A 16,334-nucleotide genomic window follows, 5' to 3' on the forward strand; every position below is an offset into this window, starting at 1 on the left:
ATGAAACTAAAACTTATATTTCTACTCTTTTGGGCTATTTCTATTTCGGTCAATGCTCAGCAAACTGGAACCTTGTTGAAAACACAGCTTCCCAGAGTTTACATTGACGAGGAAATATCCCTCCATTTCCTTTCTCCGGAACCGATCCAGTATGTAGATATTTCCACAAACGATATGATCGGGGATATTCCCTTGGAAAATGTGTTTCGAGTGAAGGCAGTCCGGGACAGTGTTTCTGATTTGAACGGATATAATAAATCCCTTGGAGTGGTGACCATAATAGGCCAGAAGTTTATTGCCCAATATGATCTTTGGTATTCACATGACGAACGCCAACTGAAAACTCAGATTGAAATCCTTCCTATCAATACGAATCCATTGGAGGTAGGGGAGATTCCCATGAGTGATCAGGAACTTCGATTTTTTGCAACTGAAGCTTTCAAGGATAAAAAAAAGAATAAAATCACTCAAAGCACTCAGTACGGCATCACGGGGAAAGTCAACAAGATCTATACGGTTGATGATTATATCTTTTTGGACATCTCCTTCAAAAACAAAACAAACCTAAAGTTTGACCTGGACCAGCTCAGGTTTAAGATTGAGGATAAGAGAATTCTCAAGGCTACCAATGTTCAGTCCATAGAGATTGAACCCGAATACCAACTGTTTTCGACAGAGAGCTTTGATAAGAAATATCGAAATATCTATGTCTTCAAAAAGGTGACTTTCCCCAATTCCAAGGTGTTTACTATCGAATTGACAGAATCCCAAATCAGTGGGAGATCACTCAAGATGCGGGTCAAATACTCCGATCTTCTAAATGCAGACACACTTTAAAAAATGGGCATGAATGAGAAAAGAGAGTTAAAAAGCCTTCATGGTACATTCCAATTCATCGTTTATCTGATGGTGTTCATGGACATTCTAATGTTTGTCTATGCTCCGAAGCTGATGGAAATGGAAGAGATAGGGAAATTTCTTTTTCCGCTTTTTGATAAACTCCTTAATCTGAAAATCTATCAAAATGTCTTAATTGGGAAGATCGCCATCCTATTTGCGATTTGCCTTGCTACCATCGGTACAAAATCCAAAAAGAACCTGGATCTAAATCCGAAAAACCAAATCATTTTTCCCTTGGTGTTTGGGCTGATCCTTTTTTTTGGATCGGTCTATATCTACATCTTGGAAAACTCTTTTTTGGTAATCGACTATACCTCCATTGAAAATGTCGGTTACATCTTGAGTACATTCATTGGGGCTGTCCTAATTCATACATCTTTGGACAATGTGTCCAAAATGATCAAATCCGGACTGGGCAAGGATGAATGGAATATCGAGGGAGAATCCTTTATGCAGGATAAAAAGAAGATCGAAAATCCCTATTCGGTCAATATCCCCATGAAATTCTATTACAAGGGAAAAGTCCGTAACGGTTGGATCAATTTAGTCAATCCATTCCGTGGAACCTTTGTGATCGGAACACCTGGTTCCGGAAAGTCTTTTGGGGTGATCAATCCCTTTATCCGACAGATGATCGGAAAAGGATTTACGATGTGTCTGTATGATTTCAAGTTTCCTGATTTGGCGCAGATCGCTTATTTCCATTACCTGAAAACTCAAGACAAAAAGAGAAATTCAAATTTCAAATTCCATGTAATTAACCTGGATGAGGTAGAGTATTCCAGACGGATCAATCCAATCAATAGACGTTATCTGAAAACAGTTGCCAATGCATCCGAAACTGCAGAGGCAATTTTCCAGTCCCTTCAAAAATCCGATTCCTCGGGAGGAGCTGACAAATTCTTTGAACAATCGGCGATCAACTTTCTTTCCGCTTGTATATTCTTTGTGTCCAGGTATGAGGAAGGAAAGTACTCGACGTTTGCCCATGTGCTGGATTTCCTCAATAGGGACTATGAGGATATTTTCGACTGCCTAACCAAATACCCAGAGCTCAGGTCAATGATTTCTCCTTTTCGAAGTGCCTACGAAAAGAAGGTTTTCAAGCAACTGGAAGGTCAGGTCGGAACCCTTAAAATTTTCCTGTCCAGACTTAACACCAAGGAAACAGCCTGGGTATTCAGTGGAGATGATTTTGACCTCAAAATCTCAGACCCCAACTCACCATCTATTTTGGTCCTGGCCAATAGCACCGAGACACAAAGTATTACCGGGACATGCTATTCGGTTGTAATTAATAGACTCACTCGTTTGATCAACACCAAAGGGAATTTGCCAACTGCCCTGATTGCGGATGAGGCACCGACCTTTTACATCCACAAAATCGAAAATCTGATTTCAACTGCCAGAAGTAATAAAGTAGCTGTTTTGCTGGGGCTCCAAGAATTGCCTCAGTTAAACCAGTTACAGGGGAAAGAAACGGCTTCTACCATGACTTCGGTGATCGGAAATGTCCTTTGTGGTTCGGTCCGACACAAGGATACTTTGTCCTGGTTGGAAATGATGTTTGGCAAGCGAAAGCAATTAGGGCAGAGCGTTTCCATTGATCGAGAAAGAACTTCGGTGTCCTATAGCGAAAGGTACGAGTCACTTATTCCTGCGGGTAAAATTGCCTCCATGCATACAGGGGAGATTGCAGGGATAATCGCTACAGAGGGAACTGAATTCGACGGAAAATATAAAACCTCCAACGTGCATTGTCGGGTCAATCTTGACATGAAGGAAATAAAGCAGGAGGAAAGCTCTTATCGAACTACTCCGAAATACTATGATTTCAAAGGGAAAAAGGAAGAGATCCTTACCAAGCATTTTGAAAAAATACACCGGCAAGTAACTGAGATTATCGAAAAGCATCGAGAAATGGCACCGGTTGAATAGATTCCATTACTATGAGAAAATTAACCACAATCATCTTTTTTCTTTTTGTAGCTCAGGAGGCTTTTTCTCAATTCAACTCTGTTGAGTTTCAAAAGGGATTGCCATCTGTGAAGGTGGTTGAAACTAGGGAGGTCCATTCAGTTTCGGAAAAATTTGGACCAAAGCTTTTTTCCGAATTGGCTAAGCCAACTAAAGAGGAAAGAACTTTTTTGCTTGTTGCATTACCCTTGGAGAATTTTTTAATGACTTCGAATTATGGTTATCGAACAGATCCATTTTCGGGGGAAAGAAAATTCCATCGAGGGATTGATTTGAAAACCAATCGTTCCAAAATTCTTTCCATGTTACATGGAAAAGTAATTGGGGTGGGCAGCGATACCCTGCTAGGGAATTTTGTCAAAGTCCGACATGGAAATTATGAGGCTTTGTACGGGCATCTTTCTCAATTCAAAGTTGCAAAAGGTGATCATGTTTTACCTGGTTCACTGCTTGGGATTTCTGGAAGTTCAGGCAAGGCAACAGGGGATCATCTCCATTTGACTATCAGGAAGGGCAAAGAATACATCAATCCCAGCCTGTTCATTCGGATGCTATCCAAGCTATCTACCAAGGAGGATCTAATTCATTATTTATCAAATTAACAAAGCTATGAGAAACCAAAACGTACTACCCATGAAGGATTTGGAGATTTTCGGAGTCGTCAAAAATGGAAAATTCACCATCCCGGAAAAGGAAATCCATGCTCTGAAAAATGGGAGAATGACCAATATCGTCGAATTGAATGGTCTTAAAGGAAAAGGTGTCCAAATCGATAAATTACCGGCAAGGCTTTCCATTGTGAGAGGAGAGGATGGGAATCCTGCTTTGCGGATTGATCCAGTATATAAAGAGCCACGCATCCATCCAGATCTAAGTGAAGTGGAACGAAATCAACTTATCAAGAAGGAATTGGCGAATATTAAAAAAGGCTATGTGGACAAGGAAGGGAACATTCAGTCGGAAATCATCGAGTACGATCATCGAACCAATCAATTTCTTTCCTACAATCCGCGAGATATCAAAGCCCCTCAATTGGTCAATGGTGAAGAGTTAACGCCTCAGCAAAAGAAGAAATACAAAGAAGGGGAAACTGTCCAGCTTGCCGATGGTACTGAGTTTCAGCTTTCCCCATCTTCACCTAAAGGGATCAGATCAAATAGCGCAGGTTTAGTCCTTTCGGTAATGACGGATGGAGGATTGTCATACCTATTGATCACTGGGATAAAAAAAATGCTAGGAAAGGAAAGTCAGGAGGAAAAAGCCTACAGTAAAGGATATCTCCAAGCCATCAAAGAAGTTCAGAAGCAAGCAGAACGAAGAATAGCCAGAAATCCAAATGATAAGGATGCAGTCCATGATTTGAACAATATCAAAGAGGAATACTCTAAAATTTCTGCAGACCCTTCTTTATCCAAAGAGGTTCGGGAAGATTTTGATATCCATAAAATTAAAGGGTTGAACAGCATCGATACCCAAGAGGGAGGAAATCCAAGGAAACGCTCGGATGAACAGGACAATGACGTTGAGAGAGAAGTTTGATATTCTGACCTATAAGGGCGTGGATAAAGATATCCAACGCCTATTTTCCAAATATGCTTCCCAGGACAATAAAGGGCAAATCGTATTTGATTTTTTTGATCATCAAGGACATCGATGCGATACCGAGATACTAAGTCTTCACCGGAATAAGCAGGCTTCTTTTGGAATTTCTGCGCTTAACCTTTCGGATAATATACGTTCCGTTTTTGCCTCCGATTCCTATGCTTCTTTGATCTACTTTGCCAACCAGTTCAAAGGAAGAATTTCTTTTGAGAAAGCTGGTTTTTTGGTTATTGGTGCTGAGTTTGATTCTAATCTATTGAAAAAGTCCATTGAAAAATTGCCTAGAAAAGCCAAGATCAATACGATGTTCAGTTCATCGGTTTTGGGTAGAGTGATGGATTGCAAAGTTCAGGACTTAATCCATGATCGATATTGTTCCTACCGTTTAGGCAATGATCTTGTTCAGTTCGAAAATGCAAAGAAAGTATCATCAGAACCCATTCAATCATTTTCGCTTCGAACCTACTGCATTACGCAAGGTGTATTGCAAACAGTACGTACTTTCAAACCCAAAAAGAAAGCATTTGAGTCATTTTACGAACTCAATCAACAGGCTTGGGACGTGTTTAAATAATATGGTTTTGCTATATTTATCACTAAATATCCTTTCAATGACTAAACCAAATCCACAATGAAAAAAATGAAGTCCCTTTTACTTTTTGTTTTTGCCAGTTTATTTATCGCTTGTTCCTCTGAAGATGAAGAACCCAAATTGGTGGAAAAAGAAGTGACCATCGAAGTTGAAATGGCAGGAGACTATTCTGATTACCTAGTGACTTTTACAGTTCATAGCATGCTAAGTGGCAAGTCCACTTTTGTCACTCCACAGTTGGTTGAACCTACTTCATTAGAGTGGACTCAGATAATTGAACAAGGGAATTCTTACACCGTTACATATGAACCTTCAGCGAGTTCTCTTGAGGTTCAATCCACTTCCGATATCCACAGCTTGGGATTTGTATTTAATGCTGTTCCATTGGATAGAAATACTGATGATACGTTTGATCTGATGTCTGCTAGTATTCGAGTTTTGGCAGATGGAGAAGTATATAGAGAATACGATTATGAGGCATTGCCCTCAGATCAGACTTCTGTTCCTTTGGCAGATGAGATCAATATTGATTGATTTAGCTACGAGTCATATTTTCCATTCAACTGCCTTTCATGTCGATGAATTCTAATGCCCCATTCCGGTTTTATCCAATTGTATGCACAAAGGTCGAACCGCCTGTCAGTTTCAAAAAATTGGAGCTTCTAGCAGAATTTTTCGAAAAACAGGGTTTCCTACGGACTACCTCCCAGTTTTTAAATTCTAATTTTTGATCACTTTCCAGACCGTCCTAAATGACCTGCATAAATTTTAACTAAAACCAAAATACTATGGCATTCTCAAAAAAGTACATCGGAAAAGGCAAGCAAGTCGAAAACATGGAAATCGTCGAAGTAAGCCTCAACATGGCAGAGCTCCAAAACCACAGCTTCGAATACGAAGGCGAAACTTACGTCAAGTTCAATGTCGCCAAACTGAAAGAACCAGATCAGTACGGTAAAACTCACACAGTTTATTTTTCTGTCAAAGAGTCTGAATCGGATGAATCTTGACTAAAAAGCCCTTAGGGGCTTTTTTATAGTCAAAAGCAAGGTGGTTTTCATTATTCTACCCATCTATTAATTCGTACATGCTTTTACACAATAGATTTATACAATACTCATTAACTTGATGTGCTCACGTTTTTAGTGATTATAGCCCAATCCTATATGAGATAGATATTTCGCCAGGTATTTTGGTTCGAAACTCACAAAAATTTTTTTGATCTAACCTTTCTATTTTATTTTGAATTTCAAGATTTTTAAAATTTTTCGGGTTATATCTGACAGTTACTAAATGATTTACTTGGTCAGTAAATTCCAGACTTTCATTCTCTATAAATTTTTTTGCAGAATCAAGAATTTTCGTGGGGGCTTCGATGTAGTTGTCTAATGCACCATCATTTTTTAGTTTTCTTACAATATCCAAATGGTTTTTTAAAAGGTAATAGAAGTCTTTATTGAAAATTTCTGGAAGCCCTACTGAGCCACCAAAAGTATAGTGTAATTTTTCAGTTAGATAAACTCCTTCAATTGGATCTATTGTTTCTACAAACCGTTTCAAAAGATCATGGGCTTTTTCCAATTCAATAATTGATTCAAAAGCTTTCAATTTTTGCTCTTTGAATATTTCCGGAATTTTCCCTTCATTATATTCAATTTGTTCGGAATATTCGGGTAATATGCCTTCAAAATCAGGATTGACAGATTCTAGATTAGTGAAAATATATGCTCTGTTCCGATAAAAATCTGCTGATTTTATCGAATTTTCAATTCTCAAAAGTGCTAACTCTTTATTGCAAACTTCAAACTCATCAGTTAATACCTTCATTGCTAAGCAGGTTACATAGTTTTCTTTACCCCTTGAAAAAATTCTTTTAATGTCACTGGAAAATAATAGAAATAATTTGTGTTCGTTTGAATTCCCTGTGTTGACTAGTAAGGAAAAGTCCAATCTTGGATTTCCATGATTATCCAAAAAGTAGCTTTTCTTTATCCTAATTGGAGTGTTTCCATCTTGGACAAACTTTGCTTGAACCCTACCAAAACGAATATCAGTATTTAAAATATCTGTTTCAGTCAATTTTAATTGAACAATAAAATCAGCACCATCAATATCAACAGATCGTTCTAATATCCAAAATCGATCTATTAGGAATGCTTTTGTTCTAGCTTCTCCAATAGAGGCATTTTGCATTCGTTTTATTGTGGAATCCATTACTTATCGCTTTTTATTCAACAAACCGTACCTACTGGTTTTTCTATTTTGGTTCCGGAGTCGGATTGTTTTTTTGTAATAGGAATAAAAAATATCATAATAATTATAACTATCGTCAAGATTCCGAATCCAATATTAGCTATCTGAAAGCAACGAGCTGCATAAAGCAAATTGTCTCCTTTTTTATTGTCGAGTTCAGCTGATCTGTCAACGATAACAACTAGATCATTTATCTCTTCATTGATAAAATCAATTTCTTTTTTTCTGCCTTTTATTGTCTCAGTACTTCTGTTAGGATACTGGTAGCGATTTATTTCTAGTGTCTTGGTGGCATGTATAACTGCGAATAAATAATGAATTAAGACAATTAGAAATGCTAGAGATAAAACCACTCTATAAAAAAAGGGGATTTCAGAAAAACTCTCTAATAGTAAGGAAATGAACAAGAAGAAAACAGAAGAGACAATACTTGCTTGCCCAATCAGCTGCGAGTTTTTTGTTTCTATTGTATTTCTTCTTTCAATGTGATTAGCTTCCATTTCTTTGAGGTAACCCAATTTTCTTTCAGCAATTGAAATCTTTTTCTCCCTTTTGAACTCATATTTAATTGGAGGGGTTTTTACTGAATTCTTCCAGAATCCTATATATCTTAAATAGTTTTTAATCATCTCCATTAGTAAAAAGAAGAGAAATTATGGCATCTGATATGGGTAAACCTGTTTCCAGTTCAATCCAAGCCCATTGCCCGTTCGGGTTTATTTCTAAAAATATATACCTTCCATCGATATCATAAATCATATCAATAGCACCAAAAGAAAGCCCCAATTTTTTAACAAGCTCGATACATTTGAACTCAATTTCAGCTGGTAAAGTAATTGGAATTAATAATGACTTTCCTTTTCTCCAATCAACAGAAGTATTTTGATTAGACTGGGAGTTTATTTTAACCGTAAAAACCTTATCATTTACAACTGTAATTCTTAATTCATATTGTTTCAGAATATGTTTTTGGAAAATACATGGAGTTAGATCAAAGTCGTGAATACTTTCAATCGTATCAGCGTGTATAATATTTGTAAAAATATTTTTGAATCCATCGACCATTTCCACCCTTCCTTGCCTAATTGGCTTTATTATTACATTTTTATCTTGATCGTTGAAAAAATTCTGAAGTTCCTGATGATTGTTCGTGATTAGTGTTTCAGGAACATGAAATCCTAGATTTATTGCTTCAGTTAATTGAAGGAGTTTATTTTCCGCTCGATATATTTTGTCTGGTTTGCTTATCCAAACTTTTGGAGATAGAACTTCAAAAATATTACTGAATAGTGTTTCAAAATCCTGGAGTAAAAAAAGACGTTCTTTTGATTCAACTTTTTCTAGTAAAGGAAGCTTAAATCTCCTGAACCATACCGAGTCAAATTTCGAATGTCCGTCAATACTTAAAGGGTTATCTGAAGTTGGATTAATCGAATAGCTTTTTGAAAAAATATCCTCGCAATTTAATCTGTAGTATCTAATTTTCTTTCTATTTAGCTTTTCAATTAAAAAATCAGCCGTATAATCTTCCTTATGTGTAAAAATAAGTATCATCTGTCTGAATCGCTGGATTCAATGGTTTTAGTATTTGTGTTTGTGTCAAGTAGGTTTATAAGTTTCCCTAGATCAAAATCGCTGTCGGTAATTTCTGAATTTGACAAGCTTTTGGTGCTTGTATGGAGAATTGAATTTAAACGATGGTGTCTATCAAAATCAGAGTCTGTTCCCTCACCTGAAACTCTTGTGTTAGTTTGAGTTCCAAGGTTTACTTGAGAAATTGCCGGAATGTTCGTGCCCTTTAGTACAGATAAATTTTGATTTTTTGAATACTCTATAATAGAGTAATCTAGATCTTCTTTCCCATTATTTTCAGCAAAGTTTAGTATCAATGGTTTCATGAGGTTATATTTTTTTAAGCCTATAAACGTGTCCAAACGAATTAAGTGGGGATTGAATGTAAGTTGTTGCCTGCAAAATGATCCGATCGGAGTCTAAAAATTATTGATTTGTTAGGAAGTATACAAATTGATCTAATTTGTTGATACTCAAATCGCCCCCAACTCCCAATTACCTCAAAAATTCGTTTCTGTTTTTTGAGCTGCTTCAATTCTGTTATCACAATGGAAGAGAACTTCCTTAGTTCAATATAGAAAGGTATTTTGAAAAGTTACATTTAGATGTTTCTTTTTACCACTGAATTCCTCGCCAAGTTAGTCCTTTGGGCTCTGGGCGACCGTAAGCTTCCGGCATAAAGCCGCTTGCTGCGCTGCGCTTTTTATTCCTTTTCCTTTCGGTCTTTGTCGCCCACGGCCTGATGATGCTTCATAATTCATTGTTCCACAAAAACGAAAAAGATTATGGAGACTTCCGAAAGAAAAATTGATTTGTTTGAAGTAGCTGAGATAAAGTTGAGCTACAGTACAAAAGTTAAAAACTCACTTCGTCCGAAGGTGGGAACATCAAGACAAGTATATGATGTGTTTGCCCAAGCCTGGGAAGATGATAGGATAGAATTTGTTGAGGATTTTAAAGTAATGCTGCTATCCAGAGCCAATCGAGTGCTGGGAATTGTAACCATTAGCTCTGGAGGAACAGCCGGAACAGTAGTAGATGTAAAACTGGTCTATGCAGCTGCTATTAAAAGTGCTGCCCAATCAATCGTGCTTGCCCACAATCATCCCTCTGGAAATTTACTGCCATCAGAACAGGATAAAAGATTGACTCAGAGAATCAAGCAAGCTGGAAATATTCTGGATATTCCAGTGTTGGATCATTTGATCATGACATCAGAAGGATATTATTCCTTTGCAGATGAGGGAGAGCTTTAGGGCTCTCTTTTTATTTCGTAATTGGGCTGATTTTTAGTTAGAACGTCCTATGAATGATACTGGAAATAACCAATCAATCCAAAAGACCAGGATCAATGGGCTTTTCCAAACTTGAGGCTAGATAGTTTTTTAGAATTTTTTCCATTTCCTTCCTCGGTTTGGTTATGTTGGTGTATTTGGAGACACCGTCCAGACTGAAGATACTGTCGTTTAGGTAGGCGTTAATTTGGGCTAGGCTTCGATAGAATGCTCCGTCCAGATGGCATTCAAGAGTGAACATAATCTGGTTCATGTATCCCAAGGCACTGCGATCTCCATCTGTGGAGTGGAATCTAATTTCGTCCAAGAGCCAATTGACTTGTTCTTGAGTTGCATTGATTCCATCGACCGTTAGCTGTAGTTGAAGCTCTTGGCTGATTTTCTCACGAATGTTTGGAAGATCTTTGGCAGTGAGGTTTTCCAGTATCAGAGAATAGTGGGTTTTGGGGTTGTATAGCAACCAGTTTTTCCTTCGATTGACATAAAATACCGTAGCATTCCATTTTCCCAAGATCGCTGTATTCTCATCACCAACCGAAGGCGTGATATCCTTTTGGATCAATTTCTCTAGCTTTTTGCTGACGTGGATAGGAGTGGACATGGTTATGAATTTGAAGTGTAAAGGTGGGGATTTTTAAGAATACTATCGATTTATAGGGGCTTCCTTTCGGTCAGGCTATCCGCTCTCAATCTTTCTATGTGAGCCCCAGGCTTTCGGCGAGAAAGGATTTTTGCTACTATCCCTAAGCCATTTCCCCGTTTCGCTCACTCTCTCTATTGAGATTCATTCGCGCCATTTTTTAAATGAATGCTCCTTCCTTCTCATTTCCGGAGAGAGCTTTCACTCCCCACGGCTACCGCTTTACTTCACTTAGCCTTTACCCATTTCCCGACAAGCTGGGAATCGGGAAGGCCGTTCCGAAAAGCCGTATCCAGAGCCTCCTCAGGGGGGCAAGCCATTTTCCGCTTTTCTTTTCGAACGTCAGGGAGCGTTTTTCTTCCAAGCGGGTTGTCTGATCCGTTCCGGGTTTTTACTGGCATTAAGTCCGCCCAATCAAGCAAAAGTGAAAACCAGAACCTGGGATCGTCAAAAATTCACTTCGCCCTGAAGTGAAAAAGACGGTTTCCTACGGACTGCCTCCGACTTTTTCATTCAGGTTATTGCCTTGCCCAGAACCCAATTTTCTATAGACGCTTGTCGGTCGGAACCTCAACACCAGTGGAAAAAAAAATGTCACTTCTCAGTCAAATATCCCCGCTCTCCCAGAAAAACAATGCTCTCCTGACTATCGGGAAAAGCTCAGTAGTAGTCGGGTCAAGTTTCCTAACATCCTTGGATATAAGTGTGGATGCTTTGGCCAGGACAAATTCCTTTTTATCACTTAAACTTTATGAGAATGAAAGCTTGGGAAAATTTCAATAAACTAGCGGAAACTGTCACCAATGAAATCATCGAGGGAATCCAAAATGAAAACCTCACTTGGGAAAAAGTTTGGAATCCCAGAAATGCACCTAAAAATTATGCTTCAGACAGAGTTTATACAGGTTTTAATGCACTGTGGCTTGCCTGGGTGACAACTTCAAAGAAATTTAGTACTCCTTATTTCCTAACCTTCAAACAAGCAAAGCAATTGGGTGGAAATGTAAAAAAGGATGAAAAAGGAACAAAGGTTGTATTCTGGAAGATCTCCAAGTTTGTCAAGGAAAAGACGAAAAATGAAGAAGGTGAAAACGAGGATGTTTTTGGAAGAAAATTTACTCCTTTCATCTGGACGGTTTTCAACATCGATCAAATAGAAGGAATCGATTTTATAATACAAAACACCGAGGAGGAGCGAGTTTTTTCGCCAATCGAAAGCTGCGAGGCTATTATTTCAGGTTACAGTGATTGCCCAAATATCGTTTATCAAGGCGATGAAGCATATTACAGCCCGGTCAATGATTATATCAATATGCCTGAAAAGGAATCTTTCAAAGGAGTTGGACAATTTTATTCTGTTCTTTTTCATGAAATTTGTCACAGCACAGGTCATGCAAGTAGATTAGGCAGATTTTCAGAAAGACCTGCTTTGGTTGGGTACCAATCTGCTGAATATTCTAAAGAAGAATTAGTTGCGGAAATGGGAGCAAGCTTTCTAAATGCTTACGCTGGAATTAAGGAAGTCAATTTTAAAAATTCCTTGGCTTACCTCAAAGGATGGCTCAAGCCTCTAAAAGATGATCCAAAAATGCTGATCTATGCAGCACAAAAGGCACACCAAGCAGCCAATTACATACTTGGAATTCAAGCTGAGGGGGAGGAGTAATTTCCCCTCTTTTTCTTATGCTTCGGTTTTTACTAACTTAACTTTACTTAGGTCAAATCACTTAAACCAATTTGTCGGAACCACTCCTAATCGTGATATTATTTCTTGGAACTGGATTTGCCCTTTCCCTGATCCAAGATGCACACCTAAAAAAGCTCTTTCTTTCCAGAATGGGCTTTACATTGGTTAGCGTTGGTTCGTTTTGTTTTTTTCTGTTGGGATCTTTCGCTTCTTTGAAATTCCTTTTTGGATTCTAGAGTTTATCCAGAATTTCTCTGATTAGCCTTTCTCTGTCTAGTTCCTTTTTTCTTTTTGCTCGTAGGCTCAGGATATAAAGGATCCACACTCCCCAGGCAACTGCAAAAAGTGGAAATGGATTTTCTGCTCCCAATGCCCCAATCATTGCAATGAAGCTGATGAATAATGTACCTAAAAATTTTATTATTGGCCACATAATCAGATGGTTTACTTGATGGTCTATAATACTAGTTTACGATTAATTTTCACAGAGAGTTCTTAAAAATGTAAATAAGTAAAGATGTTTTTATATAAAAATATTATTCATTGTGCTGATATAAATATTTCGTCATATTTGCTTCTTTAGCAAGGTTGTTCCACCTTTTCTCCAGAGTCCAATATTTATCTCCAGGCTGGGCGTAAATCATATTTCTTAGATCATTTTCATCGTTTCCATCCGCCTTCATCCTAGAAAACATCATTTTTCTCTTATAGGATGCCCCAATTGAGGTATAGAATTCAAATTGCTCCCAAGGAAATGTGTCAACGGAATATGTGCCCAATTCCCTTTCGTTCAATTTGTGTATAAACCACTTTTTAAAATCAAGTAAATGCCGATTCGCATCTGAATATTTTTTTAGAGCCCTTTTTACATCATTGTCGAGATTATTTAGGTCATTCAAGAAATGAGCCCATTCGCCAAAATTCTTTCTTCGAATAGAGGCTATATTTTCAAGTTTATCTTTAAAGCTATTCGAGATCAATCCTTCTTTTGGATGATTAAGCAGAACTCTTAGGAAACCCATTGTCAAATCTTCCTCAATTTTAAAAGCAGATTCAAAATCCTTATCAATTAATGAGGTAGCATGATCCCAAGGGTAATGCAAAATGATTTGTGGTTTAACTTTAACAATTTCTCGTATTGCCGCTTGTACCTCTGCTAGTTTTATTAGGTTATTTGGCGAAAATGCCAATTCCATTAATGAAAGCTTTGTGCATACAAGGGTATATTGATTTGGGTCGGGAACCTGAATTGTATTTTTGCTCAATTCATACCAAATCATGGTATCACAAATAATTCTTGTCATTGAGAGGAAGTTTTAGGGTCAATAAAATGTGAATATTTCAAATCGGCTAAAATTAACTTATTTCTTCTTTTCTCAGATTCCCAGATACTTACCTCTAACAGATATTTTTGAAAGGATGACACAATTTGTCAGTTTAAAGAGTGTATAAGTCAATCAGATCTTTGCTCACTAATTCTCTTGAACCGATTCTTAGTACTCATTAAATATGAAGTTTGTAATAAAAGGCCTATCTCAAAAAATGAGATAATTGGTTTTTTTCTCTATTTTTAGTTTCGGACTTATTAAAGAGATGAACAGGATTAAAGAAGTGCTTGAGGAAAAGGGTATTACCCAAACTTGGCTGGCAGAGCAGCTGGGGAAAAGCTACAATATGGTCAATAGCTACGTCCAAAACCGTCAACAGCCCCGTTTGGAAATTCTTTTTGAAATCGCCAAAATCCTCCAAGTAAGCGCCAAAGATCTCCTGGTGGATCAAAATCCTGCAAATCAGTCCAATTGAAAAACAGCAAAAGATAAAAGACTAATGTCAGATCATACTACACAAGAAATGGATGGAAAGAGCCTTTCACCCACTGAAGAAAAATTGAAGGCTTTGAGGGAAGTGCTTCCTGAGGTTTTTACCGAAAATCAGATCGATTGGGAAAAGCTCAAAGCCACTTTAGGTGAGAACATCAATTTTTCAAATGAACGCTATGTGCTCAATTGGGCGGGAAAAAGTGATGCTTTTAAAATTCTGCAAATCCCATCCACTAAAACTCTGGTTCCTGCCAAAGATGAAAGTGAAAATTTTGATGAAACCCAAAACATCTTCATCGAAGGGGAGAACTTGGAAGTGCTGAAGGTGCTCCAGAAGAGCTACTTTGGGAAGGTCAAAATGATCTACATCGACCCTCCCTATAATACCGGTAATGACTCTTTCATCTACCCTGACAAGTTTTCAGAAACTAAAGCTGAATATGAGAAGCGGGTAGGCGATAAGGACGAGGATGGTTACATGACGAAGGATGGTATGTTCAAAAAGAACAGCAAGGAAAATGGGCAGTATCATAGCAACTGGCTCAATATGATGATGCCGAGGCTCTATCTGGCCAAAAACCTACTTCGCCAAGATGGGGTGATCTTCGTTTCCATCGATGACAACGAAGTCCATAACCTCCGCCTTTTGATGGATGAGGTTTTTGGAGAGGAGAATTTTGTTGGACAGTTCATATGGCAATCGAAAAAAGGGGGAGGAAGTGATTCAACTACAGTAGTTCAAGATCACGAGTATGTAATTTGTTATTCAAAGTATATGCATTTTTTAAAAATTGGAATGGTTGAAATTATTTCCGAACCACTTGATAAGAAAGATGACATTGGGGCATATAGACGGGGAAGAGAGCTGAATAAGTGGGGATCCAATTCGAGAAGAGTCGATAGGCCTACTATGTGGTTTCCTGTCCCTGGTCCGAAAGGTGAAGAAGTTTACCCAATAAAGAATGATGGAAGTGAAGGATGTTGGAGATTCGGTAAAGAAAACATGATGAATTTTGTCAAAAATGGAAATGTTGAGTTTGTAAAAAGAGATGATGGATCTTACGTTGTGTATGAAAAAATCAGGTCTGAAGAAAGTAGATTTAAGCCATATAGGACACTTTTAAAGGATGTTAATGCTACCTCTGAAGGATCAATGACTGTTAGGGATCTTTTTGACGGGGAAAAAGTGTTTTCGTTTCCAAAGCCACATTCTTTACTTAAGAACCTGTTTAGTATTGGTACAACAAGTTCGAAAGGGGAAATTATATTGGACTTTTTTGCTGGGAGTTCAAGCACAGCTCATGCAATTATGGATCTAAATAAAAGTGACGGAGGTCATCGAAAACACATCTGTGTGCAACTTCCAGAACTATGTGAGGAGAAAAGTGAGGCCTTTAGGGCAGGATATTCTACCATCGCGGATATTTCCAAGGAACGAATTCGCAGAGCGGCTAAAAAGATTCAAGGTGAAATTGATGAGGAAGTCAATTCGCTTAGCCAAAAAATCAAAAAGCTGGAAGGAGAGATTCCGACTGACGAGGCCAAAACAGAAATTGCAAGCCTCCAAGCACATATTCAATCGCTTCAATCCCAGGATCTGGGTTTTAAGGTACTTAAGTTGGACGATAGCAATTTCAAGCAATGGAAGCAGCTTTCCGGTCACAGTGCCCAGGCTTTGGCCGAGCAGATCAAGCTCTTTGTTGATCCCGTAGCTGAGTCTGCCACTGAAGAAAGCATGGTCTATGAGCTCCTCCTTAAGAGCGGGAAAGATCTCAATAGCCAAATTGAGAAAAGATCAGATGCCTACTGGATCAATGGAAAAGAGCTAATCTTGATCTTGGACAAAGTTCCCGAAGACACGATCAAAGAAGTGATCGATGCAAAGCCCTCCAAGGTCATTGCTTTGGATAGGATCTTTAAGGAGAATGATCAGCTGAAAACCAATACTGTCCTGCAAATGAGAGATGCGGGGATAGAATTCAAGACGATTTAATAC

General features: G+C 38.1%; 18 protein-coding genes. 11 read left to right on the forward strand and 7 right to left on the reverse strand.

Annotated elements, in window-relative coordinates:
• The 7 genes from traN (at window position 1) to QOL76_RS07980 (ending at window position 6,081) form a co-directional block, all read left to right on the forward strand.
• On the forward strand, window positions 1-837 hold the full coding sequence (traN, locus tag QOL76_RS07950; RefSeq protein WP_283412427.1) for a conjugative transposon protein TraN: 837 nt from the start codon (window positions 1-3) through the stop codon (window positions 835-837).
• 9 nt (window positions 838-846) lie between these two features.
• Window positions 847-2,838: a type IV secretory system conjugative DNA transfer family protein gene (locus tag QOL76_RS07955; protein WP_283412428.1), complete on the forward strand. Its 1,992-nt coding sequence runs from the start codon at window positions 847-849 to the stop codon at window positions 2,836-2,838.
• An 11-nt stretch (window positions 2,839-2,849) separates the two neighbouring features.
• A complete protein-coding gene (locus QOL76_RS07960; protein ID WP_283412429.1) occupies window positions 2,850-3,479 on the forward strand; it encodes a M23 family metallopeptidase in 630 nt (209 codons plus the stop codon).
• A gap of 7 nt (window positions 3,480-3,486) precedes the next feature.
• Window positions 3,487-4,416 (forward strand): DUF4099 domain-containing protein, encoded by a 930-nt coding sequence (locus QOL76_RS07965; RefSeq protein WP_283412430.1) that lies wholly within the window; start codon window positions 3,487-3,489, stop codon window positions 4,414-4,416.
• Entirely contained in the window at window positions 4,382-5,053 is a 672-nt protein-coding gene (locus QOL76_RS07970) for a hypothetical protein (RefSeq protein WP_283412431.1), read from the forward strand. The genes QOL76_RS07965 and QOL76_RS07970 overlap by 35 nt, the downstream gene beginning before the upstream one ends.
• 57 nt (window positions 5,054-5,110) lie before the next feature.
• Window positions 5,111-5,605, forward strand: a complete 495-nt coding sequence (locus QOL76_RS07975; RefSeq protein ID WP_283412432.1) for a hypothetical protein — start codon at window positions 5,111-5,113, stop codon at window positions 5,603-5,605.
• A gap of 254 nt (window positions 5,606-5,859) precedes the next feature.
• Window positions 5,860-6,081, forward strand: a complete 222-nt coding sequence (locus tag QOL76_RS07980) for a hypothetical protein (protein WP_283412433.1) — start codon at window positions 5,860-5,862, stop codon at window positions 6,079-6,081.
• A gap of 139 nt (window positions 6,082-6,220) precedes the next feature.
• On the opposite strand, the gene QOL76_RS07985 is transcribed toward QOL76_RS07980, so the two are convergent.
• Genes QOL76_RS07985 through QOL76_RS08000 form a run of 4 tightly spaced genes read right to left on the reverse strand, consistent with a single transcriptional unit; the run spans window position 6,221 to window position 9,222 of the window.
• Window positions 6,221-7,285 (reverse strand): hypothetical protein, encoded by a 1,065-nt coding sequence (locus tag QOL76_RS07985; RefSeq protein ID WP_283412434.1) that lies wholly within the window; start codon window positions 7,283-7,285, stop codon window positions 6,221-6,223.
• A 17-nt stretch (window positions 7,286-7,302) separates the two neighbouring features.
• Entirely contained in the window at window positions 7,303-7,953 is a 651-nt protein-coding gene (locus QOL76_RS07990; RefSeq protein ID WP_283412435.1) for a hypothetical protein, read from the reverse strand.
• Window positions 7,946-8,878: an ATP-grasp domain-containing protein gene (locus tag QOL76_RS07995; protein ID WP_283412436.1), complete on the reverse strand. Its 933-nt coding sequence runs from the start codon at window positions 8,876-8,878 to the stop codon at window positions 7,946-7,948. The genes QOL76_RS07990 and QOL76_RS07995 overlap by 8 nt, the downstream gene beginning before the upstream one ends.
• On the reverse strand, window positions 8,875-9,222 hold the full coding sequence (locus QOL76_RS08000; protein WP_283412437.1) for a hypothetical protein: 348 nt from the start codon (window positions 9,220-9,222) through the stop codon (window positions 8,875-8,877). Before QOL76_RS08000 ends, QOL76_RS07995 begins: the two co-directional genes overlap by 4 nt.
• Window positions 9,223-9,681: 459 nt before the next feature.
• Between QOL76_RS08000 and QOL76_RS08005 the strand changes: the two genes are divergently transcribed.
• On the forward strand, window positions 9,682-10,152 hold the full coding sequence (locus QOL76_RS08005) for a JAB domain-containing protein (protein WP_283412438.1): 471 nt from the start codon (window positions 9,682-9,684) through the stop codon (window positions 10,150-10,152).
• A gap of 73 nt (window positions 10,153-10,225) precedes the next feature.
• On the opposite strand, the gene QOL76_RS08010 is transcribed toward QOL76_RS08005, so the two are convergent.
• Window positions 10,226-10,792: a DUF6933 domain-containing protein gene (locus QOL76_RS08010; RefSeq protein WP_283412439.1), complete on the reverse strand. Its 567-nt coding sequence runs from the start codon at window positions 10,790-10,792 to the stop codon at window positions 10,226-10,228.
• Window positions 10,793-11,588: 796 nt separating this feature from the next.
• Here QOL76_RS08010 and QOL76_RS08015 point away from each other — a divergent pair.
• Window positions 11,589-12,497 carry an ArdC family protein gene (locus QOL76_RS08015; RefSeq protein ID WP_283412440.1) on the forward strand — a complete coding sequence of 303 codons (909 nt, stop codon included), beginning with the start codon at window positions 11,589-11,591 and terminating at the stop codon, window positions 12,495-12,497.
• 253 nt (window positions 12,498-12,750) lie between these two features.
• Here the strand turns inward: QOL76_RS08015 and QOL76_RS08020 are convergent, their stop codons facing one another.
• Both QOL76_RS08020 and QOL76_RS08025 read right to left on the reverse strand, forming a co-directional pair.
• Window positions 12,751-12,951, reverse strand: coding sequence for a hypothetical protein (locus QOL76_RS08020; protein WP_139235860.1), 201 nt, complete (start codon window positions 12,949-12,951; stop codon window positions 12,751-12,753).
• Between the two features lie 103 nt (window positions 12,952-13,054).
• Complete coding sequence (locus QOL76_RS08025; RefSeq protein ID WP_283412441.1) at window positions 13,055-13,822, reverse strand: hypothetical protein; 768 nt, start codon at window positions 13,820-13,822, stop codon at window positions 13,055-13,057.
• A gap of 289 nt (window positions 13,823-14,111) precedes the next feature.
• Between QOL76_RS08025 and QOL76_RS08030 the strand changes: the two genes are divergently transcribed.
• Complete coding sequence (locus tag QOL76_RS08030; RefSeq protein WP_091692286.1) at window positions 14,112-14,321, forward strand: helix-turn-helix transcriptional regulator; 210 nt, start codon at window positions 14,112-14,114, stop codon at window positions 14,319-14,321.
• Between the two features lie 24 nt (window positions 14,322-14,345).
• The gene (locus QOL76_RS08035) at window positions 14,346-16,331 is read left to right on the forward strand and encodes a site-specific DNA-methyltransferase (protein WP_283412442.1); all 1,986 of its coding nucleotides are present in this window, start codon (window positions 14,346-14,348) and stop codon (window positions 16,329-16,331) included.
• The last annotated feature ends 3 nt before the right edge of the window (window positions 16,332-16,334 follow it).

Source organism: Algoriphagus winogradskyi, assembly GCF_900182815.1.
Lineage (GTDB): Bacteria > Bacteroidota > Bacteroidia > Cytophagales > Cyclobacteriaceae > Algoriphagus > Algoriphagus winogradskyi.